The following is a 22,228-nucleotide window of genomic DNA, read 5'->3' on the forward strand; positions in this document are numbered from 1 at the left end:
TCAGTGCCCTGGTGCGTTGCGCTTCACGCTCTCGGCCATGCGGGCAAGCTGCTCGGGGGTGGCATCGGTCTGGTAGCGCGCCTTCCATTCGGCGGCGGGCAGGCCGTGGATCACTTCACGCGCGGCAGTCTTGTCCAGCGGCGCACCAGCATCCACGATCCAGTCCGCCAGGCAATTGCGGCAAAAGCCGGCAAGACCCATGAGCTCGATGTTCTGCGCGTCGTGCCGATGGCGCAAGTGCCTGACAAGGCGGCGGAACGCGGCGGCGGCTACAGCATCGGGAAGTGCATCGAGGGCATCGGCCGTTGATGCTTTTGCATTGGTTTCTGCATTCGTATCCATTGGGTTCGTCCTTGGGTTTTGCCGGTAGGTAGGCCATAGGGCCAGCGCATTCAATTCGAGGTGATAGACGTGGCAAAACTGGATCCCCGTGGCCGCAAGGTGAAGATCCTCGCCACCGTCGGGCCGGCCAGCCGCTCGCCCGAGATGCTGGAAAAGCTGTTTCGCGCCGGGGCTGATGCCTTTCGCGTCAACATGAGCCACGGCGAACATGCCGTGCATGCCGAGACGATCGCCGCAATCCGCGCGCTGGAGCGCAAGGTGAACCGGCCGATCACCGTGCTGTGCGATCTCCAGGGCCCCAAGTTGCGCGTCGGTCAGTTCAAGGATGGCCGCGCGGTGATCCGCCATTCGGGCCACTTCACGCTCGATCGTAATCCCGAACCGGGCGACGAGACCCGCGTCCAGCTGCCGCATCCCGAGTTGTTCGGCATCCTGAAGCCCGGCCAGCGCCTGCTGATCGACGATGGCAAGCTGCGCCTGCGCGTGATCCGCGCCGACGACAACGCAATCCTCTGCTCGGCCGAAGTCGGCGGGGTGATTTCGGATCGCAAGGGCGTCAACGTCCCCGATGCGGTGATCCCGGTTCCCGCGATGACCGACAAGGACCGCCGCGACCTTGCCTTCGCGGTCAGCCAGGGTGCGGACTGGATCGCGCTCTCCTTCGTCCAGCGGCCCGAGGACGTCGCCGAGGCGCGCCGCCTGATGGGCGGCTACGGCGCGCTCATGGCCAAGATCGAGAAGCCCGCAGCCATCTCGCGTCTTGACGAGATTCTCGAGCTTGCGGACGGCCTCATGGTCGCGCGCGGCGATCTCGGCGTCGAGCTCAATCCCGAGCAAGTGCCACCGCTGCAGAAGCGGATCGTCGAAAAGGCGCGGCGCGAGGGCAAGCCGGTCGTCGTCGCGACGCAGATGCTCGAATCGATGATCGAGAGCCCGACGCCGACCCGCGCCGAAGTCTCCGACGTTGCCAACGCCGTCTATGACGGTGCCGACGCGGTCATGCTCTCCGCCGAAACCGCCGCGGGCGCCTGGCCCGAGGAAGCGGTCACGATCATGGACCGCATTGCCAGCGAGGTCGAGAACGACCCGGGCTATGCTGCGCGAGTCCACTTCATCGAGACGCGGCCCGATCCCACCACGGCCGATGCGCTCGCCGAAGCCTGCGCGAGCATTGCCAAGGCGCTGCCGATCGCGGGCATTATCGTGTTCACCGGCTCCGGTTCCACCGCCCGCCGCGTCGCGCGCGAACGGCCCGGCGTGCCGATGCTCGTGCTCACGCCGTCCACGTTCACCGCGCGCAAGCTTGGTCTGCTGTGGGGTGCCCATGCTGTCGCCACCAAGGATATCGGCAGTTTCGAGGAGATGATCGCCAAGGGCAAGCGCATGGCCCTGCGCCACGCTTTCGGCACCGCCGGCTCGCGGCTGATCACGCTGGCGGGTGTGCCCTTCGGCACTCCGGGCTCGACCAACCTTCTCCACATGGTGACCCTGACCGGCGACGAACTCGCCAAGCACCACGACGCCTGATTCAACTTCAGGCGCGCGGGGTTCAGCCCCGCGCGCCGAACAGCGCCGACCCGACGCGGATATGCGTTGCGCCCAGCATCACGGCAGTCTCGAAATCGTCGCTCATGCCCATCGAGCGCCCGGCAAGGCCGTGATCGTCCGCGAGCTTGGCGAGCAGCGCGAAGAACGGCGCCGCTTCTATGCCCGCCGGTGGCACGCACATCAGCCCGATCACTGGCAGGTCGGCGGTCCGCGCCTCGTCCAGCAGCGCAGGCAATTCGCCAATCGCGCAGCCGCCTTTCTGCGGCTCGTCGCCAATGTTGACCTGCACGAACAGCGGTACGCGGCGGCCGGTCTTGTCCATGGCCTTGGCCAGCGCGGTGAGCAGCGAAGACCGGTCGAGCGAATGGATGCAGTCGAACCGGCGCACCGCTTCCTCGGCCTTGTTCGATTGGAGCTGGCCGACGAGGTGTAGCTCGATATCGGGATGGGCCTCCTGCAGCGCGGGCCACTTGCCATCAGCTTCCTGCACGCGGTTCTCGCCGAACACGCGCTGCCCTTCGCCGATCAGCGGCAGGATCGCCTCGGCCGGATGAGTTTTCGAGATCGCGATCAGGGTCACGTCGCCGGCCTTGCGGCGGGCAATCGCGGCGGTGCGGGCGATACGCTCGCGCACGGCGGCGAGCGGGGTCATGGCGGCCAATGCGGCCTCTGGATCGGTCATGGGCCGGTGCTATAGGCGGGGGATGCACCGGTGTCATCCTGTCCCGCGGGTCGTCCTGCTGAGCGATGCGCGCAATGATCATCGGCTGGAATCCGCCATTTCCCGCCTCCCGCCGGGCAGCGCGCTGGTGTTTCGCCACTACCATCTGCCGCCTGCCGCGCGCCGCGCACGGTTCGAGGTGCTGCGCCGGCTCTGCGGCCGCCGCCGCGTGCTGATCCTGACCGCCGGGGAGGCGCACGGCTGGCGCGCGGATGGTCGCTATGGCGCCCCGCGCGATCTCGGCCGCACCGCCGGCCTGCGGCTTGCCACGGCGCATTCGCTGGCAGAGATCGGCACCGCCATCCGCGCACGGGCGAGCGCGATCCTGCTCTCGCCGGTCTATCCCACCCGCTCGCACCCGGGCGCGCCGGTGCTGGGGGCGGTCCGCTTCCTTGCTCTGGCGCACCGTTCGCCGCTACCGGTCATCGCGCTCGGCGGCATGACGAGGCGCCGCGCCGCGCGCCTCCCCGTGTGGGGCTGGGCCGCCATCGACGGCCTCGCCTGAACCCCGCAGAAACCCGCGACTCGCCGGGATTCCTTGGATTCCGCGTGCCATGGATTCTTGACGCCATGCCCTCTTCAGGCGCATGAAGAGCGCCAGAAGGGACAGGTTTCATGGCATCTCGCGCACTCGTTTCGCCCGCCGGAGGGCGTGCTGCCAAGGCCGCAGACTGGCGCGCGATCCTGCGGCGCAGCTTCCGCCGCAGCGCGGAACTGATCGGCGCAGCCCTGCTGTTTGCCACGATGATCGCGCTCGCGCTGGCGCTGGCGACCTACACGCAGACCGATCCCTCGGGCAGCACCGCCTCGGGCAGCCCGGTCGAAAACTGGATGGGCCTGCCCGGCGCCTGGGCGGCGGAGCGCGTGCTGCTGTTCTTTGGCCTGCCGAGCGTGCTGCTCCTTCCGTTGCTCTATGTCTTTGCCCGCCGGCTGTGGGACGCTGCGGGCGATCTGATCGACATGGACGAGGAGGACGAAGGTTTCGCCCCGCTTCCAGCATGGTGGCGCCTCGCCCTGATGCTCATGCTTGCGATGGCGCTCGTCGGTACAGCCTTTGCGCTGATGCTGACCGGGCCGGGCGGCACGCTTCCGGCGGGCGCTGGCGGACTGGGCGGCTTGCTCGGTGCGGCGCTCATCCGCGGCATCGCGCACTTGCTGCCAGATGCCGAACTGTGGATCGTGCGGGGCGCGGCGGCCCTTACGGCACTCTGCGGGCTCTTCGTCACCGCGCAGGTGTTTGCATTCGACTGGCACCGCCTGCCGCGCATGCCCGCCTTCCTGCGGCGCGGCGAGCGTCCGGCGCATCCCGCCACAGCCGGGGTTGCCGCGCTGCTCCCCAAACGTCAGCCGAAGGCGCGCACCGAGGCCGCAGGCGAGATCGCGGGCGCTGCCCCGTCCGATGCGCCGGCGCAGCGTCGCCGCCCAACCGAAATCACCGATCCCTCGCGTCCGCCAGCGCTTGCGGCCACCGCCGGCAAGGCACGACAAGGCGATCTGTTCGATCAGTATGAGCTGCCCGGTCTCGACATCCTCGAGCCGCTGCCCGCCGCCACCGGCCCGAAGATCGACAAGCTCGCGCTCGAACGCAATGCGCGCCTGCTCGAGAACGTGCTCGACGATTTCAACGTGAAAGGCGAAATCACTGCCGTCCGCACCGGCCCGGTCGTCACGATGTACGAACTGGAGCCCGCGCCCGGCATCAAGGCCAGCCGCGTGATCGGCCTCGCCGACGATATCGCCCGCAACATGAGCGCAATTTCCGCGCGCGTCTCCTCGATTCCCGGCCGCACCGTCATGGGCATCGAATTGCCCAATGCCGTGCGCGACATGGTCTCGTTCCGCGAGCTCGTTTCCTGCGACAAGTTCGTGAACTCGAAGGGCATGCTGCCGATCATCCTCGGCAAGGATATCGCGGGTGAACCCATCGTGGCGGACCTTGCCACGATGCCGCACCTGCTGGTTGCGGGCACCACCGGCTCGGGTAAGTCCGTGGGCCTCAACTGCATCCTGCTCTCGCTGCTTTATCGGCTCACGCCGCAGCAATGCCGCCTGATTCTCGTCGATCCCAAGGTGCTCGAACTCAAGTCCTACGACGATATCCCGCACCTCCTCTCGCCCGTGGTGACGGAGCCCTCGAAGGCGGTCCGCGCGCTCAAGTGGGCGGTCGAGGAAATGGAGCGGCGCTACCGCATGATGTCCTCGGTCGGCGTGCGCAACATTTCCGGCTTCAACGAGAAGGTCCGCGCCGCCGCCAGCAAGGGCAAGCCACTCGGCCGCCGTATCCAGGTCGGCTTCGATCCCGATACCGGCGAGGAGCTGTTCGAGGAGCAGCAGCTCGATTATCAGGTGCTGCCGCAGATCGTGGTGATCGTCGATGAGCTGGCGGACCTCATGGTTACTGTCGGCAAGGAAATCGAAGTCCTCATCCAGCGCCTCTCGCAGAAGAGCCGCGCGGCGGGCATCCATCTCATCATGGCAACGCAGCGCCCCTCGGTCGACGTCATCACCGGCGTGATCAAGGCCAACCTGCCCACCCGCATCAGTTTCGCCGTCACCAGCCGGATCGACAGCCGAACGATCCTTGGCGAGCAGGGCGCCGAGCAGCTGCTCGGCAAGGGTGACATGCTCTACAAGCCCAGCACCGGCGCGATCAGCCGCGTCCACGGGCCCTTCGTCAGCGATGAGGAAGTCGAGCGGGTCGCCGATCACTGGCGCGGGCAGGGCGCACCCGACTATGTGGACAGCGTCACCGAGGAGCCGGAAGACGGCGGCTTCGGTTTCGACGACCTCGACGCGACCGCCTCGGACAACCCGGAGGAGCGCAAGTACCGTCAGGTCTGCCAGCTCGTGTTCGAAAGCCAGAAGGCCTCGGCGAGCTGGGTCCAGCGCCAGATGGGGGTGGGCTACAACACCGCCTCCAAGTGGATCGAGCGCATGGAAGCGGACGGCTTCGTCGGCCCCGCCAACCATGTCGGTCGGCGAGACATTTACCGGGACAAGGACGGCAATCCGCTGTGATAGCGCGCCTCGCGCCAGCAGTGCCTTAACGCTGTCCGGTCGCTGCCGTTCTCCTGTCTGAACCGGTGGCACCGCGCTCTGCCCTTCAGCGCCGCTGTCGGCTCTCCGGGTTTACGCCCGGGATGGCGTCCAACGAGCGAGAAAGGTCAAGGCGTGCCCTATGTAGCCCTGTCCCAGTGCTGGTTCACCAGGGCCCATCAGCCGACCGCGTGGCGCGCGCACGAGGACGATGGCGGGATCTACAGCATCTGCCGCCACTGCGGCCGCCGCATCGTGACATGGGGCCGGCATCGCTGGTCGATCGCCGATGGGCTCGATGTTGCGCACCTCGCCGAAACCGCAACCGGCCGTTTCCTCACCGTGCTCGATAGCGCAGATGAATTCGTCGTGCGCCGCTTCACCGTCGATCACCTGCCCGATGAGGCGGCGATCGAGGCGTTCAAGCTCGAACTGCGCGAGCGCTATGGCATGGACGAGCCGGGCAGCGATCTCACTCTGCTCGACAGCGCAGACAAGAAAGTGCAGCGCCCCCGCAAGGCCCCGCCTATGGCCGCCCGCGCCGCACCGGGTACCCCGCGAACCGCTTGATCCGCCGTAGCGAAAAGCTCGACCGCATCGAGGACACGCCCGGCAGCCGCGCGAGGCAATCGCGGTGGATGTGGTCGTACTGGTCAAGGTCCGTCGCCGCCACGCGCAGCAGATAGTCCGCCCCGCCCGACATCAGGTGGCACTCGAGAATATCATCGAAATCCGCCACCGCCCGCTCGAAGCGGTCCATCGCCTCGCGGCTCTGGCTGGTCAGCGTGATCTCGACGAAGACCTCGACAGCAAGCCCGATCCGCCGCGGGTCGATCCGCGCGGCATAGCCGCTGATCACCCCCGCCTCCTCCAGCGCCCGGATGCGCCGATGGCAGGCGGAAGGCGAGAGCGCGACCGCCTCCGCCAGCGCCGCGATGGGCCGAGCCGAGTCGTTCTGCAGTGCATCAATCAACGCGGCGTCGGTGCGATCCATGCAAGAATTTCCTAATTCAAGGCGTAATGCCGAGAAATATCACCAAAACTGACCCTGCGATACCATCAATCAGGTGAAACAAAGCGCGCGCCTCGGTGTATCCTCGCGCGGTCGGAGAGCGAAAAGGATCCAGCTATGCGTGTCGGTACCGTCCGTGAGATCAAGAACCACGAATACCGCGTCGGCCTTACGCCCGAGAGCGTGCGCGAGCTTGCCGCGCATGGCCACGAAGTCTGGGTCGAAACCGGCGCCGGGCTCGGCATCGGCGCGGCGGACCGCGACTACGAAGCCGCCGGTGCCGTGATCAAGCCCGATGCCGCGACGATCTTCGCCGCATGCGAGATGGTCGTGAAGGTCAAGGAGCCGCAGGCCGTGGAGCGCGCAATGCTGCGCGAAGGCCAGATCCTCTTCACCTATCTCCACCTCGCGCCCGATCCCGAACAGACCGCCGATCTCGTCAAGTCCGGCGTCACCGCCATCGCCTATGAAACCGTGACCGGCCCCGGCAATCAGCTCCCGCTCCTGAAACCCATGAGCCAGGTTGCGGGCCGCATGTCGATCCAGGCCGGTGCCACCGCGCTCGAAAAGGCCCACGGCGGGCGCGGCGTGCTGCTCGGCGGTGTGCCGGGCGTGCTCCCGGCCAAGGTCGCGGTGATCGGCGGCGGCGTTGTCGGCTTCAATGCCGCGCAGATGGCGGCTGGCCTCGGCGCTGATGTCACCATCCTCGACCGCGATCCCGAAGTGCTCGAACGCCTCGGCACCCACTTCGAAAGCCGGGCCAAGACGCGTTTTTCCAACCGCGCGAACCTCGCCGATTGCGTCGCCGAGGCCGATCTCGTGATCGGCGCAGTGCTGATCCCGGGTGCCGCCGCGCCCAAGCTTGTCACGCGTGAGATGCTCGCCACCATGAAGCCTGGTGCAGTGCTCGTCGATGTTGCCATCGATCAGGGCGGCTGCTTCGAAACCAGCCGCGCGACGACCCATGCCGAACCGACCTTCGTCGTCGATGGCATCGTCCACTACTGCGTCGCCAACATGCCCGGTGGCGTCGCGCGCACCAGCACCTATGCGCTCAACAACGTGACCCTGCCGCATGCCCTCAGGATCGCCGATCTTGGCTGGAAGCGGGCGCTCGCCGACAATCCGCATCTTGCCGCAGGACTCAACGTCCATGCCGGTGAAGTGACCTACGAAGCCGTCGCGCGCGAACTCGGTTATGCGTGGCGTCCGGTCGGCGAACTACTCGTCTGAACGGGGGGCGGAGTTAACTCCGCTATAAGTCCCTTCCGCTAAAGCTGGTCCCATGGACTGGATCTGGCGCAGGTTTGTGCTGTTCGGGCTGGTAGCGCTGCTATCCGGCCTGTTCGGCATGACCGCCGCCGCCGCGCCGATTGCCGCGAGCCAGACCTGCCATGCCTCCGGGTCCGGCGGCGAACGCCTCGGTGATCTTGACCGCGCACCGCAGCGCTGGATCTGCTCGGATGCGACCTACGATGTCGGGCCCGAAAGCCTGTTCCTGCGCTTCCGTCTTGGCGATCCCGCCCAGCCGCGTGCGCAGAGCTTCGTCACCCATGCCTCGCCCTTTGCCGCGATCACCATCCGCGTGACCGACGCCGACGGGGCACAGACCACCGCGCGCTACACCGGGGAAGCCGCACGCCACCTCGTGGCAGGGCCGATGATGGTCCTCCCCCTGCCGCAGACGGTCGCACCCCCGCGCGAGGTTGCCGTGCGCATCGACAAGCCGTGGAACAAGACCATCGGCAGCGAGGCGCGGCTCGACAGCGAACCCGAAGGCTCGGGCTGGGATATGGCCGTGGTCGTCACCATGGCGGCGATCTGCGGCATGCTGGTCGTGCCACTGCTGCTCAACTTCGGGTTCTACATCGTGCTGCGGCGCGAATTCGTGCTGTGGCATATCGTGATGGTCGGGCTGATGCTGGTCCAATCGGTGTTCGGAACCGGCTTCATCCATATCCTCGCCAATCCGGATGCCGCGACAGAAATTTCCATCAACAGCCTGTGCTTTGGTGCGGTGGCAGTCTCGGGGCTGATGTTCGTCGTCACCTTCCTCGAACCGGATGCACTGCCCCCTGCGCTGCGCCGCCTGTTCTTCGCCTGCACGCCGCTGGTGATGGCCGGCGGCGTGTTCACAGCGTTGCAGTTCGATGTGCTGCGGCCTTTCAGTGCGCTGGGCATCTACAGCGCGATCTTGCTGGCGATCTGTCTGATTGTCTGCGGCCTCGCCGCGGCGTGGCATCGCGGCAGCAAGCTCGTGGTCTTCCTCATGGTCGGGTGGGCGCCGACGCTTCTCGTCGGGGGCTACCGGATCGGCTGCTATCTCCTGCCAGGCACCCGACCGACCGAATCCGTGGTCCTGTTCCAGCTCGCGCTCGCTGCGGAAGTGCTTGCCAATTCACTCGGCATCGTGATCCGCTTCCTTGAACTCAGGCGCGAGCGCGACCTTGCCAATGCACGCGCGACCGAGCTTGAAGGTGTCGCCGGCCGCGATGCGCTCACCGGTCTGTGGAACCGTCACTCGATCGAACGGCGCTTCAACGATCTGTTCCACCTTGGCTATCGCACGATGGCGGTGATCGATCTGGATCACTTCAAGCGGATCAACGACCGACATGGCCATGCGGTAGGTGATTCCGTACTCAAGGTGGTCGCCGCCACGCTCGCCGAGGATGCCGAAGCCTGCGCCATCCGCATGGGCGGCGAAGAGTTTCTTCTCCTGCTGCGCGGTGCCGGCAGTGCCGAGCGCGCAGAACGCTGCCGCCGCGCGCTCAGTGCGCGGATTACTGCCGCGATCCCCGGTCTGGAGCATGTCGTGACGGCCAGCATGGGCGTTGTCGAGCATGATTTGTCAGGCACGCTCGATGTCGAGTTCGCCGTGCTCTACAGCCACTGCGATCGCCTGCTATATGAAGCCAAGCGCCTCGGGCGCAATCGCACGATGCGCGAGCGGCTGACCGGATTTACGCCCGAATTGCAGGCGCGCACCGCCTAAGGCGTAAACAGCGCGGCCATCTCCGCCGGCACTCGCTGGATGCGCCCGCTGGCCATGTCGATCAGCACCCACTGCGTCCGCGCACTGACAATCACCTTGCCCGCCGATTTGCCGGTCGCTGGCCGGAAATCCACCCGTCGGTCGAACCGCGCCCCGCGCGGGGGATCGGGGACGAATGTCTCGCCGATCACGCTCTCGCCCAGCGCGATATTGCCGCGATAGTCGATCTCGTGCCGCGTCACGACCCAGACATAGGCCGCCTGCCACTCAGGAGGGGCGACGGCCTCCCAGTGCGAGGTTGCGAGCGCCTCCATCCACTGAACCCACACCGCATTGTTCACGTGCCCCAGCACGTCGATATGCTCCGGCCCGGCGGTGAAGGTCTTGGTGTGCATGGTCACTTCAGACACTTCAGGCCGCCACCCCCAGCTGGGCCAGGATGAAGGCAAACTCCTCCGCCGTCTCACGCAGGCCCTCGAACCGGCCCGACTTGCCGCCATGCCCCGCACCCATATTGGTCTTGAGCAGCAGTTCGTTCGCGTCGGTCTTCATCTCGCGCAGCTTCGCGACCCACTTGGCGGGCTCCCAGTAGGTCACGCGCGGATCGTTGAGGCCCGCTGTCACCAGCATCGGCGGGTAGGCCTGTGCCGAGACCTGATCGTAGGGCGAATACGAGCGAATGAGGTCGAATGCGGCCTTGTCCTCGATGGGATTGCCCCATTCGGGCCACTCTCCCGGGGTCAGCGGCAGTTCCTCGTCGAGCATGGTGGCGAGGACATCGACAAAGGGCACGTGCGCCGCCACCGCGCCCCACAGCTCGGGATCGGAATTGACCACCGCGCCCATGAGCTCCCCGCCCGCCGAGCCGCCCGCAATGGCGATCTTGCCCGCCTGCGTGAACCCTTCCGCAATCAGTCCTTTCGCCACATCGACGAAATCGTTGAACGTGTTGGTGCGCTGCTCGAGCTTGCCGGCCTTGTACCAGCGCCGCCCCAGATCATCACCGCCGCGGATATGCGCGATGGCATAGGCAAAGCCCCGGTCGATCAGGCTCAGCCGCGAGGTCGAAAAACCCGGACCGATGGCAATGCCATAAGCGCCGTAGCCATAGAGATAGAGCGGACCACCGGGTTCGCGGCCCTTTCGCCAAACCACTGATACCGGCACCAGCGTGCCATCGCGCGCGCTGATTTCCAGCCGCGCGGTTTCATAGAGCGAGGCGTCATAGCCGCTCGGGATTTCCTGCGTCTTCAGCAGTTCCAGCTGCCCTTCGGCAACATGGTAGTCGTAAACCGAAGCCGGGCTGGTCATGGACTCATAGCTGACGCGCAGCTTGTCCATCGCCCACTCAGGGTTATCGCCGAGCGAGGCCTCGTAGCTCGCCTCTGGGAAGGCAATCGGCTCGATCCGCGCTGGATCGTCGTAATAGCGCACCTCGATCCGGTCGAGCCCGCGCACCCGGCCCTCGACCACGTAGAAATCGCGGAACAGGTCGAAGCCGGTGAGGTAGAAATCCTCGGTCCCCTCGATCAACGTGGTCCATTCGCCGGGATTATTCAGCGGCGCGGTCGCCAGCCGGAAGTTCTCGTGCGTGTCGTTGGTGTGGATGAACAGCGTCTCGCCCCGCACATCCACATCGTATTCCACCCCGGTCTGCCGCGCTTTCACCAGCAGCGGCGGCGCGAGCGGATCGGCGGCGGGCACAAGGCGCACTTCACTCGTCTCATGATCGCCTGTCGAAATCACCAGCCATTCATCGTTCGCTGACAAACCGGCGGAGACGCGGAAGCCTTCGTCGTCCTCGTGGTAAAGCTCGACGTCACTCTCCACCGGTGTCCCCAGCCAGTGCAGCCGCGCGTTGTCCGTGCGCCACTGCGCATTGGCGAGGCTGTAGACCAGCGCCTTGTCGCCCGCCGCCCAGATGAGCGCCGAAAGCGTGCCGGGAATCATGTCGGGCAGCACTTCGCCGGTCGCGATCACCTTGATCCGCGCGGTGAAGCGCTCCGATCCGTTGTCGTCCACTGCCCAGGCGAGCAGCCGCCCGTCGCTGGAGACCGAAAGCGCACCCAGCCGGAAGTATTCCTTGCCCTCAGCCAGCGCCACTTCGTCGAGAAGCAACTCGTCCGGTCCGCCAGCCACAGGCCGCCGCCACCACTTCTTGTACTCGGCGCCTTCCTCGTATTCGATCCAGTAGAGCCAATCGCCGTCCTTCTGCGGCACTGACTTGTCGGCTTCCTTGATCCGCCCACGCATCTCCGCAAGCAAGGTCTCGACCGTGGGCTGCAGCGGCGCCATCCGCGCCTCGAACCATGCGTTCTCCGCTTCCAGATGCGCCAGCACCTCGGCATCCTTGACCTCGGGATAGCCCGGATCGCGCAGCCAGTTGTATGGGTCCTCGATCGTCACGCCGTGGTGGGTGAACGAATGGGGCTTCTTGGCGGCGACCGGAGGCGCGGCAGGGGTGGTCTCTGTCATCCCCCGCATCTATGGTGCAGAGCATAAGCCTGCAAGGCGGGCAACACATTCCAGGACGCGAACCATGCTGATGAACACCCATGAAGCCCGGCTCGATGCGCTGCGCAAGGAACTCGCGCGGCAGGAGCTCGATGGCTTCGTCATCCCCATCTCCGACGAACACATGAGCGAATATGTCGGCGCCTATGCCCAGCGCCTCGGCTGGCTGACCGGCTTCGGCGGCTCGGCCGGCTCGGCCGTCGTGCTCAAGGACAAGGCCGCGATCTTCGTTGACGGTCGCTACACCCTGCAGGTGCGCGAACAGGTCGATGGCCGGCTCTATTCGTATCAGTCGGTACCGCAGACCTCGATCGCGGCATGGCTTGGCGAACATGCCCCCGAAGGCGGTCGTATCGGCTATGACGCATGGCTCCACGGCAAGGGCTGGGCAGACAGCACCGCCGCCGCACTGAAGCGCCGCAATGCTGCGTTGGTCGCCGTAAAGCAGAACCCCATCGATGCGATCTGGCAGGACCGCCCCGCGCCTTCCGCTGCCCCCGCGCTCGTCCATGCGGACGAGTTCGCCGGCGCCTCCGCAAACGAGAAGCGCGCCGAAGTCGCCGCCTGGCTCACCGCGCGCGGGCTTGATGCCGCCGTGATTTCGGCGCTCGATTCGGTCGCCTGGCTGCTCAACATGCGCGGCTCGGATGTGGACTGCACGCCGGTCGCGCTCTCCCTCGTGCTCGCGCATGCAGATGGCACGGCAGACCTGTTCATCGCGCCCGAGAAGGTCACGCCTGAACTCGCCCAGCATCTCGGCAATGCCGTGCGCGTGCAGGACCGCGCCGCCTTCACCCCTGCGCTCGCCGCGCTGGCGGGCAAGAAGGTCGCGGTCGATCCCGAACGCGCGGTCGCCGCGATCTACCAGCAGCTGGCCGCCGCCGGGGCAGAAACGGTTTCGCTCACCGATCCCACCGTGCTGCCCAAGGCCTGCAAGAACCCGGTCGAACAGGCCGGCCACCGCGCCGCGCAGGCGCGCGATGGCGCCGCGATCACCCGCTTCCTCCACTGGCTCTCCAACACTGCGCCGAAGGGCACCGAGACCGAACTCTCCGCCGCCGCCGCCTTGCGCGCCGAGCGCGAGAAGACCGGCCTGCTGCGTGATCTTTCGTTCGACACGATCTCCGCCGCCGGCCCCAATGGCGCCAGCCCGCACTACAAGGTGGACGAACACACCAACCGCGCGATCGAGCCCAACAGCGTCTACCTCGTCGATTCCGGCGGCCAGTACCTTGATGGCACGACGGACATTACCCGCACCGTGTGGATCGGCCCCGATGCGCCGCCCGCTGAAGTGAAGGATCGCTTCACGCGCGTGCTCAAGGGCCATATCGCGCTCGATCTCGCGGTCTTTCCCGAAGGTACCAACGGCAGCCAGCTGGATAGCTTCGCGCGCCAGTTCCTGTGGTCGGCGGGCCTCGATTATGCCCATGGCACCGGACACGGCGTCGGTAGTTTCCTTGCGGTCCATGAAGGCCCCCAGCGCATCGCCAAGGCGGCGGGTGGGCAGGCGGGGACCGGCCAGCCGCTGCTTCCCGGCATGATCCTTTCCAACGAGCCCGGCTATTACAAGGCCGGCGAATACGGCATCCGCATCGAGAACCTCGTCCTCGTCGAGGAGCGCGACATTCCCGGCGCAGAGGGCAAGTTCATGGGCTTCGAGACGCTGACCTTCGCTCCCATCGACCGCACACTGGTCGAACCCTCGCTGCTGCTGGAGCACGAGCGCGACTGGTGGAACGCCTACCACGCCAAAGTCCGCGATCTGCTGGTACCGCAGCTGTCGGGCGCCGATCTCGCCTGGCTGGAGGCAGCCTGCGCCCCGTTGTAAGCATTTTTGTTCGTGTTATGTTCTCATAATCGCGACTCGCGGAAGAGGAGAAGAACATGATCGGTTATGTGACACTGGGGACCAACGATCTCGCGCGCGGCGCAAAGTTCTATGATGCGATCGCCGCCGAGATGGGGGTGGGCCGCATGTACGAATGGGACGGCGCAATCGCCTGGGGCGAAGCGGGCGGCGCGGCCGGCATCGGCCTGATGAAACCCTACAACGGCGAGCCCGCCACAGTCGGCAACGGCGTGATGGTCGCCTTGGAAGCGAAGGACCCGGCGCACGTGGACCGGGTCTATGCCGCCGCGCTCGCCAACGGCGGCACTTGCGAAGGCCCTCCGGGGCCGCGCGGCGAGGGCGGGTTCTATGCCGCCTATTTCCGTGATCCCGATGGCAACAAGCTCAATGCCTTCGTGATGGGGAGCTGATCGCCATGGCGCACCGCCTCGATACGAACCCGATCCACATCGGCCTCGGTGCGAAGGCGGTGCCCCAGCCTGCGTTCACCGGCATGGCATGGTACGGCGATTATATCGCTCGCCACGGGGCTGATGGGGCGGAAGGCCGCCTCGTCAGCCAGCACAGCTTCACCGAAAGCTGGGATAGCTGGGAAATGCACCCGGCGGGCGATGAAGTCGTGTTGATGCTCAGCGGCGAAGGCGTGCTCCATCAGGAGCTCGCCGATGGCACGAAAGCCGAAGTGCGCCTTGTCGCGGGCGAATATGCGGTGAACCCGCCCGGCACATGGCACACGATGGACCTGATCTCGGACGAGGCAACGGCTCTTTTCATCACCTCCGGCCTTGGGACTGAACACCGTCCGCGCTGAACCTTCGCGACAAAGTGCGACAAAACGCCGCGCCGGCGGGATAATGCTGCGACAACCCCGGTCTAGAGCGCAGACAGCGGAAAGCCCCCGTTCCGCCTGCAACGAGGACCACATTCCATGAAAAAAACCACGCTCGCCGCCTCTGCGGCCGTCGCACTCACTGCCGCTACGGCGCTCTATGCCGCCTACCCGGCCTTTGCCGAACCCGGCCGAGATCCCATGGGCAATGGAACGGAAACCTGGGCCGATGCCAAGGCCAAGGCCGACATGATGTGGACGAAGCTGGACGTGAACAAGGATGGTGTGCTCAATGCCGCCGACCGCGAGGCCAAGATGGCCGAGATGTTCGACATGATCGATGCCAACCGCGATGGCTCGATCAGCAAGGCCGAATTCATGGACCACCACAAGAAGATGATGGAAGGCGGCTGGAAGGGCCGCGATGGTGCGCCCGGTGCAGGCCCCGGCGGCGGCATGGGCATGATGATGGGCCGCGGCGCGCATATGCTCCATGAAATGGCCGAGAAGGCCGATACCAACCACGACAAGACGATCACTCGCGCCGAGTTCGACACCGCGGTGAAGGCCCGCTTCGATGCTGCCGATACCAACCACGATGGCCAGCTGACCGCCGCCGAGCGCCGCGCTGCATGGATGGCGATGCGCGGCGAGCATGGCGGCTGGGGCAAGGGTCGCGGTATGCGCGGCCATCACGGCATGGGTGGGGGCATGGGCGACGACATGGGCGATATGCCGCCGCCGCCGCCTCCCGGTGCCTGAGCATGGCGGCAGCCCCTCTTCCTGCTAACGCCGCGACCCGCGTGCTGGTGGTCGATGACGAGGCTGCCCTGCGCGAACCCCTGTCGGACTATCTTGTCCGGCAGGGGTTCGCCGCGAGTCAGGCCGCCAGCGCTGCCGAAGCCCGCGCCCGCCTTGCGGCCGAAGCCTTCGATATCGTCCTGCTGGACATCATGATGCCTGGCGAAGACGGCCTCTCGCTTTGCCGCCACCTGATCGAGGCGCGGCAGCTTCCCGTCATCTTCCTCACCGCGCGCGGCGAGGCGACCGACCGCATCGTCGGGCTCGAGATCGGGGCCGATGACTATGTGGTGAAGCCGTTCGATCCGCGCGAGCTTGTCGCCCGCATCCGCTCTGTCCTGCGCCGCGCCGCGCGCGCACCGGGCGCTGCCGAAAGCGCCGCCGCAGATCAGTACCATTACACGTTCGACGGCTGGCGGCTCGATCCGCTGCGCCGCCGCCTCATCGACCGGGAGGGCGCGGTCGTGGCGATTTCCTCGGCGGAGTTCCGCCTTCTCGTCGCGTTCCTCGATCATCCGCGCCAGGTGCTCGATCGGGACCGCCTGCTCGATATGGTGCAGGGCCGCGAGGCGCACTTGTTCGACCGCGCGGTCGACAACCAGATCAGCCGTCTGCGCCGCAAGATCGAGCGCGACAGCCGCAATCCCGAACTGATCCAGACGGTGTGGGGCGGCGGCTACATGCTCGCCGCCGAAGTGCGCCGGGTTCCAGCCGATGGCTGAACCGGCACGGCGCCTTCGCCTCTGGCCGCGCAGCCTGCAGGGCCAGATGCTGCTGGCCATCGCGCTCGCGCTGATGGTCGCACAAGGGCTCTCGGCCGCACTGATGTGGCGGATGCAGCACGAGCGGCACTTCGCCGGCCTCGTCAACTATGCCGCGTTCAGCCTCCTCGGCCGCAATCCCCGTGCGCAATTCGGCGCGCCTCCGCCCCCCAGCGGCGAGGGGCCGGAGATCGGCTTTCGCATGCCGCGCCCGCTGCGCGTGCAGGAGGAAGCGCGCTTCCCCGCGCTGGACGGGGACAGCCGCCGCCCGGAAATCGAGCAGGCGCTGCGCCAGGTGCTCGAAGCGCAGGGCGTCAATGCCGCCCGTCTGTTCGTGGCCGAGCGCGATCCGGCGCGCGATCCGGCGATTGCCGAATGGCTCGCCCGGCGCGGCCCGCGCATGGCCCGCCCCAAAGGCGCGCCGCGCCCGCGCCTGATCATCGCCGCCATTGGCCGCGATGATGGCACCTGGCTCACCGCGCGCCTGCTCGCCCCGCGCACCGAACGCGCGATGCTGACAACCCTGATCCTCCAGACGCTCTTCATCTACATCGTGCTGGTCGGCGCGGTCGCTCTCATCCTGCGCCGCATTGCCCGGCCCTTGAAGGCGCTCACCGCGCAAGTCGAAGCCTTCGCCCGGTCGCGCGCGCTTGCCGGACAGCTCGAGCCGGAGGGGCCGGACGACATCCGCCGCCTGATCGACGCGCACAACGCGATGGAACGCCGCGTCGGCGCGCTGCTCGATGAGAAGGACGTCATGCTCGGCGCCATCGGCCACGATCTCAAGACACCGCTCGCCGCGCTGCGCGTGCGGATCGAGGCGGTGGAGGACGATGCCGAGCGCGGCCGCATGGCGGCAGGCATCGAGGACATCAACCGCTCGCTCGACGATATCCTGAGCCTCGCGCGCGTCGGCCGCCCCTCCGATCCGCTCGAACAGACCGAGCTGAGCGCGCTCGTTACCGATGTCGTCGGCGAATACGAGGACATGGGCGAGGACGTCACGCTCGGCGAGGCAGAGCGCATCGTCATGCCGCTGCGCGCCACCTGGCTGCGCCGCGCGCTGCGCAATCTCGTTTCCAACGCGCTTCGTTATGGCAGCCGTGCGCGGGTCACCTTGCGGCGTGCAGGCAGCGAGGCGGTACTGATCGTCGAGGACGACGGCCCGGGCATTCCCGAGCACGAGATTGTCCGGATGCTGGAGCCGTTCACCCGGCTCGAAGCCTCGCGCAATTCATCGACCGGCGGCGCAGGGCTGGGTCTGACCCTCGCCCGCGCGATCGCCGATCAGCACGGCGGCTCGCTCACCCTCGCCAACCGTCAGCAGGACGGCGAGACCAGAGGCCTCACCGCCACGCTGCGTTTGCCACTCCAATAACCCTCTCCCCGGCCGGGGAGAGGGTTGGGAGAGGGGGCGCTTACTTGAGCTTCAGGATCGCCGCGGTCAGCTCGCTGCCGCGCGCATCCTTGAGCTTGCCGCAGGCGCGTACGCGTTCGATCGTGCGCTCCAGTTCCAGCGCGCCCGACTTGCCCGCGAACTTGGCGCGCAGGCTGTCGAACTCATCGGCCGAGGCGACCGAGCAGAAGTTGCCCAGGATCTGCGGCAGCCGCGCGCCGAAGAAGATCCCCGCGCCGCCGTTCAGCAGCTCGTCGAGGTGCGCCTTCATCCAGCTGTAGCCCCAGTCACGCGTCTCGGGCGTCAGCACCACATAGCGCACGAAGTTGAGCTTCTCGGACTGGCGCAGCCGCTTGTCCTGGAACTCGTCGAGCAGCCACTTGGCCGTGGCGGCATCGCCGCTCGATCCAATCGCGCCGAGTGCGGCAGGGCGGAACAGCGGGTCTTCCGAAGCCAGCGCCTTGTCGATCAGCATCTTGGCACCATCGAGCTTGTGCGCGCCGAGCCATGCATCGAAGGCCGTGCCGAAGAAGGCCGGATCGAGCGCCGCCGCGTTGCCGCCGAGATAGGCATCGACCGCACCTGCCAGCTGCGTGCGGAGCGCCGCGTCGCGCGCGGTGCCGGCGAGCAGGCCGACCAGCTGGACGCGGCGCTGCTGCTTCTCCGGATCGTCGGCGCTGTGGGCGCCCTCGCGCGGATCGAAGCCGATCGCCTTCAGCTGCGGCGCATAGAGCCCGTCGACCAAAGCGCGGAACTGCGGCTTGGCATTCTCCGCAATCACGCCGCGGTTGGCCATGGCCTCGAGGAGCCCGGTGGCATTGCCGCTGGCGTAGCTGTCCGGGTTCGCCGCCAGCGCGCGCGCACCGGCGATCAGCTGGTCGGCGCTCAGGCGGCCGGCGTAGAAGCTGGCGTTGAGGCTGTCTTCTACCGCCAGCGCCTCGCTCCCGCTCAGCGCCGGGGTTGCTGCGATCAGCGCGTCCCAGTCCTTGGCGGGCAGCTCGAAGCGGTAGTAGCCGGTGCCGCCCGCGTTGGGCATGATCGGCCCGGCGCTCTTGATGGTCACCGTCGCGGTCTTGTCGGTCATCAGCGTGCATTGGCGCAGATCGCCCTGGCGCAGGCACAGCGGGATGCCCCAGGTCGTCTCGGGGCCCTTCATGCCATAGCGCACGTAGCGGCTCTGCGTCACCTTCCAGCTCTGCGCACCCGCCCGCTCGAGCGTCACCAGCGGCACGCCCTGCTGATCGGTGAAGCTCTGCATCGCGGGCAGGATGCGCGGATCGCCCGCCGCCTCGGCCATCGCCTTGAAGAACTCGGCGCTGGTGGCGTTGCCATAGGTGTGCGCCGCCATATAGCCGCGCACGCCGTCGCGGAACTTGGTGTCGCCCATGAACGCCGCGATCATCGCAACGACATGGCCGCCCTTGCCATAAGTGATCGTGTCGAAGGCCGCGTCGATCTGCGCGTTCTTCTCGATCGGCTGGTGGATCGGCCGGCCTGCGATCAGCGCGTCGATGCCCATCGCGCTGAAGCCCTCGGCCAGCGCGCCCGCACCGATGTTGAGATCGGGGCGCCATTCGTTGCCGATGCGGTAGCCCATCCAGTTGGCGAAGCTCTCGTTGAGCCAGATGTCGTCCCACCATGCGGGGGTGACGAGATCGCCGAACCACTGGTGCGCCAGCTCGTGCGAAACGACCATGCCGAAGGTGCGCTTCTGCTCGGTCGAGGCCTTGTCATCCATTACGAGGATGCTGTCGTTGTAGAGATCGGCGCCCGCGTTCTCCATCGCGCCAGGGAGGATCGGCGTCGTGATCTGGTCGAGCTTGGGATATGGGAAGCTCTGGCCGAAATAGTTTTCGAGATGCTGGACGATCCCCTTGGTGCCTTCCAGCGCGAAATCGAGCTTGCCTGCGTTCTGCTTGGTCGAAACGATGCGGATCGGTAGCGGGGCGGCGCGCTGCGGGGTGGGCGGCACCTCGCCCTTTACGGTCACGAACGGGCCGACCATCAGCGCCACGAGGTAGCTCGGCAGCGGCAGCGTCTGACCGAAGGTGTGGACAGTCATGCCGTTCACGGTCTCGGTCTTGATCTCGGGCGCATTGCTTACTGCGGTGAGGCCCTCGGGGGTGCGCAGAGTCACGTTCCACGGCACCTTGAAGCCGGGCTCGTCAAACGAGGGGAAACTGGCGCGTGCATCGATCGATTCGTGCTGGGTCCACGAATACCAGTCATCGCCCACCTTGATGTGGAACATGCCCGCCGGACCGTCGCCGAACGGGGCGTCGTAGTCGAAGGTGAAGGTCGTCTTGCCTGCGGGCAGCGGCTTGTCGAACGTAACCAGCGCAACGCCGGTCGGATCGACCTGGCGGAACATGCCCGAAACCGGCTGGCCGCCGACCATCGCGGTCACCTTGCCGACCTTGAGATCGCGCCCGTGCATCCACACGAAGCGCCCGGCCTTCTTCACCTCGACGTCGATCTCGACATGGCCGGAGAAGCGATCCTTGGTGGGATCGACCGTGAGATCGAGCCGGTAGCCCTGCGGCACCACCGCGCCATCAAGCTTGCCTGCCGGCATTGTGCCGGCTTCGGCGGGGATGGGGGCAGCCGCCGCATCCTGGGCGTGGGCGGGAAGGTTTACCAGGGCGCCGGCAAGAAACGTTGCGGCGAGCAGAATCGAGCGCATAGAGGCCTTTCGAATGGCGCGGCAGGTCCGGAATGGCCCTTGCCGCATGCATGCCGTTTTGCCTGCCCCGATCCTGTTGCATCCGCAACCGGTTTCGACGAACCGCTTGCCCCCGTCGTTGAACGACAGGAGTGCCGCCTACCGCAGCAGCCCGCCCAGCAACCCGCGCGCGAACCGCCCGAAGGCCGCGCCGCCGATGGACGTCGCGATCGTGCCGACAATCGCGCTCGCGCCGGATTCGATCGGCGATGCGCGCGATTTCTTGCCGGTCATCTGCGCCGCGATCACCGATCCGGCGGAGGCGGCAATCGCGCCCACAGCGGCCTTGCCGGCCTTGCTCCACATCGAAGGGGTCTGCCGCGCGGTGGCCCGCTGCGCCTCCACCCCTTCCGCTTCGACCTGCTGCGCCGCGGCGGCTGCATCGGCGGCCTTCTGTGCCAGCACTTCGGCAGCGGATTCGCGGTTCACCGCAGCATCGTACTTGCCGTCATAGGGGCTGACCGACTGGATGATCGCGCGCTCCTTCGCGTCAAGCGGCCCCAGCCGCGAACGCGGCGGCGCAACCAGCGTACGCTGCACGATCCCCGGCGCGCCATCGGCATCGAGCGTGGAAACGAGCGCCTCACCCACCTTGAGCTCGGTAATCACCGTCTCGACATCGAGGTCGGGATTGATGCGGAAAGTCTCCGCTGCGGCCCGGATCGCCTTCTGGTCGCGCGGGGTAAACGCACGCAATGCATGCTGCACGCGGTTGCCAAGCTGCCCGGCGATCTTCTCGGGAATGTCGATCGGGTTCTGCGAGACGAAGTAGACGCCTACCCCCTTCGAGCGGATCAGGCGCACGACCTGCTCCACCTTGTCGAACAGCGCGGGCGGCGCATCGTCAAACAGCAGGTGCGCCTCGTCGAAGAAGAACACCAGCTTGGGTTTCTCGGGATCGCCCACTTCGGGCAGTGCCTCGAACAGCTCCGAAAGCAGCCAGAGCAGGAACGTGGCGTAAAGCTTGGGGCTCTGCATCAGCTTTTCGGCGCTCAGCACGTTGACCATGCCGCGTCCCTGGTCGTCGATCCTGATGAAGTCGTTGATCTCGAATGCGGGCTCGCCAAAGAACCGGTCCGCGCCCTGGCTTTCGAAGGCCAGCAGCTGGCGCTGGATCGTGCCGACGCTCGCCTTGGAAACGTTGCCGTATTTGCCAGCAAGCTCGCTCGCGTTCTCGGCGCAGGCCATCAGCGTTGCCTGCAGGTCGGGAAGGTCGAGCAGCAGCAGGCCGTTGTCGTCGGCATAGCGGAAGGCGATGTTGAGCACGCCTTCCTGCGTTTCGTTTAGGCCCATGAGGCGCGCCAGCAGCAGCGGGCCCATCTCGGAAATCGTTGTCCGGATCGGGTGCCCCGCCTCGCCGTAGAGGTCCCAGAACACCACCGGATTGTCGGCATAGACGAAAGGATCGATGCCCAGTTCCTTGGCGCGGCTCTCGATCTTGTCCGCATGCTTGAATGTCGGGCTGCCGGGCATCGCGATACCGGCAAGGTCGCCCTTCACGTCGGCCAGAAACACCGGCACCCCGCGCGCGGAGAACTGTTCGGCCATGCCCTGAAGGGTGACCGTCTTGCCGGTGCCGGTCGCGCCCGCAACAAGTCCATGCCGGTTTGCGCGGTCCAGCCGCAGCACCTGGCGTTCGCCTGTCGCACCAAGGCCAATGTAGATGTCGTCCATATGCAGTATTTCCGCCTGTGTTCCG

19 protein-coding genes are annotated in these 22,228 nt (G+C 66.7%); 12 read left to right on the forward strand and 7 right to left on the reverse strand.

From position 1 onward, the window contains the following. On the reverse strand, positions 1–342 hold the full coding sequence (locus tag Q0082_RS03205) for a DUF1244 domain-containing protein (protein ID WP_298189813.1): 342 nt from the start codon (positions 340–342) through the stop codon (positions 1–3). Between the two features lie 69 nt (positions 343–411). Here Q0082_RS03205 and pyk point away from each other — a divergent pair, with 69 nt between their 5' ends. After that, positions 412–1,869: a pyruvate kinase gene (gene pyk, locus Q0082_RS03210; protein ID WP_298189815.1), complete on the forward strand. Its 1,458-nt coding sequence runs from the start codon at positions 412–414 to the stop codon at positions 1,867–1,869. A gap of 22 nt (positions 1,870–1,891) precedes the next feature. Here pyk and Q0082_RS03215 read toward each other — a convergent pair whose 3' ends face one another. Continuing rightward, positions 1,892–2,572, reverse strand: a complete 681-nt coding sequence (locus Q0082_RS03215; RefSeq protein ID WP_298189817.1) for a YggS family pyridoxal phosphate-dependent enzyme — start codon at positions 2,570–2,572, stop codon at positions 1,892–1,894. Positions 2,573–2,594: 22 nt separating this feature from the next. Here Q0082_RS03215 and Q0082_RS03220 point away from each other — a divergent pair, with 22 nt between their 5' ends. The 3 genes from Q0082_RS03220 to Q0082_RS03230 all read left to right on the forward strand — a co-directional run bounded on the left by Q0082_RS03220 (position 2,595) and on the right by Q0082_RS03230 (position 6,217). Then, positions 2,595–3,116: a thiamine phosphate synthase gene (locus Q0082_RS03220; RefSeq protein WP_298189819.1), complete on the forward strand. Its 522-nt coding sequence runs from the start codon at positions 2,595–2,597 to the stop codon at positions 3,114–3,116. 110 nt (positions 3,117–3,226) lie between these two features. Then, positions 3,227–5,629, forward strand: coding sequence for a DNA translocase FtsK 4TM domain-containing protein (locus Q0082_RS03225; protein WP_298189820.1), 2,403 nt, complete (start codon positions 3,227–3,229; stop codon positions 5,627–5,629). Positions 5,630–5,782: 153 nt separating this feature from the next. Continuing rightward, entirely contained in the window at positions 5,783–6,217 is a 435-nt protein-coding gene (locus tag Q0082_RS03230; protein ID WP_298189823.1) for a hypothetical protein, read from the forward strand. On the opposite strand, the gene Q0082_RS03235 is transcribed toward Q0082_RS03230, so the two are convergent. Continuing rightward, positions 6,174–6,641, reverse strand: coding sequence for an Lrp/AsnC family transcriptional regulator (locus Q0082_RS03235; RefSeq protein ID WP_298189825.1), 468 nt, complete (start codon positions 6,639–6,641; stop codon positions 6,174–6,176). The genes Q0082_RS03230 and Q0082_RS03235 overlap by 44 nt on opposite strands. 135 nt (positions 6,642–6,776) lie before the next feature. Here Q0082_RS03235 and ald point away from each other — a divergent pair, with 135 nt between their 5' ends. Next, entirely contained in the window at positions 6,777–7,892 is a 1,116-nt protein-coding gene (gene ald / locus Q0082_RS03240) for an alanine dehydrogenase (protein WP_298189828.1), read from the forward strand. A gap of 52 nt (positions 7,893–7,944) precedes the next feature. Continuing rightward, on the forward strand, positions 7,945–9,654 hold the full coding sequence (locus Q0082_RS03245) for a diguanylate cyclase (protein ID WP_298189834.1): 1,710 nt from the start codon (positions 7,945–7,947) through the stop codon (positions 9,652–9,654). Here the strand turns inward: Q0082_RS03245 and Q0082_RS03250 are convergent. Together Q0082_RS03250 and Q0082_RS03255 are read right to left on the reverse strand one after the other, a co-directional pair. Beyond that, positions 9,651–10,049 (reverse strand): acyl-CoA thioesterase, encoded by a 399-nt coding sequence (locus tag Q0082_RS03250; RefSeq protein WP_298189899.1) that lies wholly within the window; start codon positions 10,047–10,049, stop codon positions 9,651–9,653. The two genes, Q0082_RS03245 and Q0082_RS03250, sit on opposite strands and share 4 nt — an antisense overlap. Before the next feature lie 16 nt (positions 10,050–10,065). Further along, entirely contained in the window at positions 10,066–12,138 is a 2,073-nt protein-coding gene (locus tag Q0082_RS03255) for a S9 family peptidase (RefSeq protein WP_298189837.1), read from the reverse strand. Between the two features lie 61 nt (positions 12,139–12,199). Between Q0082_RS03255 and Q0082_RS03260 the strand changes: the two genes are divergently transcribed. The 6 genes from Q0082_RS03260 (at position 12,200) to Q0082_RS03285 (ending at position 17,789) form a co-directional block, all read left to right on the forward strand. Next, positions 12,200–13,999 (forward strand): aminopeptidase P family protein, encoded by a 1,800-nt coding sequence (locus tag Q0082_RS03260; protein WP_298189902.1) that lies wholly within the window; start codon positions 12,200–12,202, stop codon positions 13,997–13,999. A 56-nt stretch (positions 14,000–14,055) separates the two neighbouring features. Continuing rightward, positions 14,056–14,430 carry a VOC family protein gene (locus Q0082_RS03265; protein ID WP_298189839.1) on the forward strand — a complete coding sequence of 125 codons (375 nt, stop codon included), beginning with the start codon at positions 14,056–14,058 and terminating at the stop codon, positions 14,428–14,430. Between the two features lie 5 nt (positions 14,431–14,435). After that, a complete protein-coding gene (locus Q0082_RS03270; RefSeq protein ID WP_298189842.1) occupies positions 14,436–14,831 on the forward strand; it encodes a cupin domain-containing protein in 396 nt (131 codons plus the stop codon). Between the two features lie 117 nt (positions 14,832–14,948). After that, positions 14,949–15,611 carry an EF-hand domain-containing protein gene (locus Q0082_RS03275; protein ID WP_298189844.1) on the forward strand — a complete coding sequence of 221 codons (663 nt, stop codon included), beginning with the start codon at positions 14,949–14,951 and terminating at the stop codon, positions 15,609–15,611. A 2-nt stretch (positions 15,612–15,613) separates the two neighbouring features. Then, a complete protein-coding gene (locus Q0082_RS03280) occupies positions 15,614–16,372 on the forward strand; it encodes a response regulator (protein WP_298189846.1) in 759 nt (252 codons plus the stop codon). Further along, positions 16,365–17,789, forward strand: coding sequence for an ATP-binding protein (locus tag Q0082_RS03285; protein WP_298189848.1), 1,425 nt, complete (start codon positions 16,365–16,367; stop codon positions 17,787–17,789). Before Q0082_RS03280 ends, Q0082_RS03285 begins: the two co-directional genes overlap by 8 nt. Before the next feature lie 40 nt (positions 17,790–17,829). On the opposite strand, the gene Q0082_RS03290 is transcribed toward Q0082_RS03285, so the two are convergent. Beyond that, on the reverse strand, positions 17,830–20,490 hold the full coding sequence (locus Q0082_RS03290; protein WP_298189850.1) for a M1 family metallopeptidase: 2,661 nt from the start codon (positions 20,488–20,490) through the stop codon (positions 17,830–17,832). A 138-nt stretch (positions 20,491–20,628) separates the two neighbouring features. Then, positions 20,629–22,203, reverse strand: a complete 1,575-nt coding sequence (locus tag Q0082_RS03295) for a helicase HerA-like domain-containing protein (RefSeq protein WP_298189853.1) — start codon at positions 22,201–22,203, stop codon at positions 20,629–20,631. Positions 22,204–22,228 lie beyond the last annotated feature (25 nt).

This window comes from Novosphingobium sp. (assembly GCF_027489515.1).
Classification (GTDB): domain Bacteria; phylum Pseudomonadota; class Alphaproteobacteria; order Sphingomonadales; family Sphingomonadaceae; genus Novosphingobium.

What these genes read in the sequence shown, in the direction of transcription:
- Q0082_RS03270 (WP_298189842.1), top strand. Translation starts at nt 14,436, where the DNA reads ATGGCGCACCGCCTCGATACGAACCCGATCCACATCGGCCTCGGTGCG.
- Q0082_RS03245 (WP_298189834.1), top strand. Translation starts at nt 7,945, where the DNA reads ATGGACTGGATCTGGCGCAGGTTTGTGCTGTTCGGGCTGGTAGCGCTG.
- Q0082_RS03280 (WP_298189846.1), top strand. Translation starts at nt 15,614, where the DNA reads ATGGCGGCAGCCCCTCTTCCTGCTAACGCCGCGACCCGCGTGCTGGTG.
- Q0082_RS03205 (WP_298189813.1), bottom strand. Translation starts at nt 342, where the DNA reads ATGGATACGAATGCAGAAACCAATGCAAAAGCATCAACGGCCGATGCC.
- Q0082_RS03255 (WP_298189837.1), bottom strand. Translation starts at nt 12,138, where the DNA reads ATGCGGGGGATGACAGAGACCACCCCTGCCGCGCCTCCGGTCGCCGCC.
- Q0082_RS03290 (WP_298189850.1), bottom strand. Translation starts at nt 20,490, where the DNA reads ATGCGCTCGATTCTGCTCGCCGCAACGTTTCTTGCCGGCGCCCTGGTA.
- Q0082_RS03275 (WP_298189844.1), top strand. Translation starts at nt 14,949, where the DNA reads ATGAAAAAAACCACGCTCGCCGCCTCTGCGGCCGTCGCACTCACTGCC.
- Q0082_RS03260 (WP_298189902.1), top strand. Translation starts at nt 12,200, where the DNA reads ATGAACACCCATGAAGCCCGGCTCGATGCGCTGCGCAAGGAACTCGCG.
- Q0082_RS03265 (WP_298189839.1), top strand. Translation starts at nt 14,056, where the DNA reads ATGATCGGTTATGTGACACTGGGGACCAACGATCTCGCGCGCGGCGCA.
- Q0082_RS03285 (WP_298189848.1), top strand. Translation starts at nt 16,365, where the DNA reads ATGGCTGAACCGGCACGGCGCCTTCGCCTCTGGCCGCGCAGCCTGCAG.
- Q0082_RS03215 (WP_298189817.1), bottom strand. Translation starts at nt 2,572, where the DNA reads ATGACCGATCCAGAGGCCGCATTGGCCGCCATGACCCCGCTCGCCGCC.
- ald (WP_298189828.1), top strand. Translation starts at nt 6,777, where the DNA reads ATGCGTGTCGGTACCGTCCGTGAGATCAAGAACCACGAATACCGCGTC.
- Q0082_RS03235 (WP_298189825.1), bottom strand. Translation starts at nt 6,641, where the DNA reads ATGGATCGCACCGACGCCGCGTTGATTGATGCACTGCAGAACGACTCG.
- Q0082_RS03295 (WP_298189853.1), bottom strand. Translation starts at nt 22,203, where the DNA reads ATGGACGACATCTACATTGGCCTTGGTGCGACAGGCGAACGCCAGGTG.
- Q0082_RS03220 (WP_298189819.1), top strand. Translation starts at nt 2,595, where the DNA reads ATGCACCGGTGTCATCCTGTCCCGCGGGTCGTCCTGCTGAGCGATGCG.
- Q0082_RS03225 (WP_298189820.1), top strand. Translation starts at nt 3,227, where the DNA reads ATGGCATCTCGCGCACTCGTTTCGCCCGCCGGAGGGCGTGCTGCCAAG.
- Q0082_RS03250 (WP_298189899.1), bottom strand. Translation starts at nt 10,049, where the DNA reads ATGCACACCAAGACCTTCACCGCCGGGCCGGAGCATATCGACGTGCTG.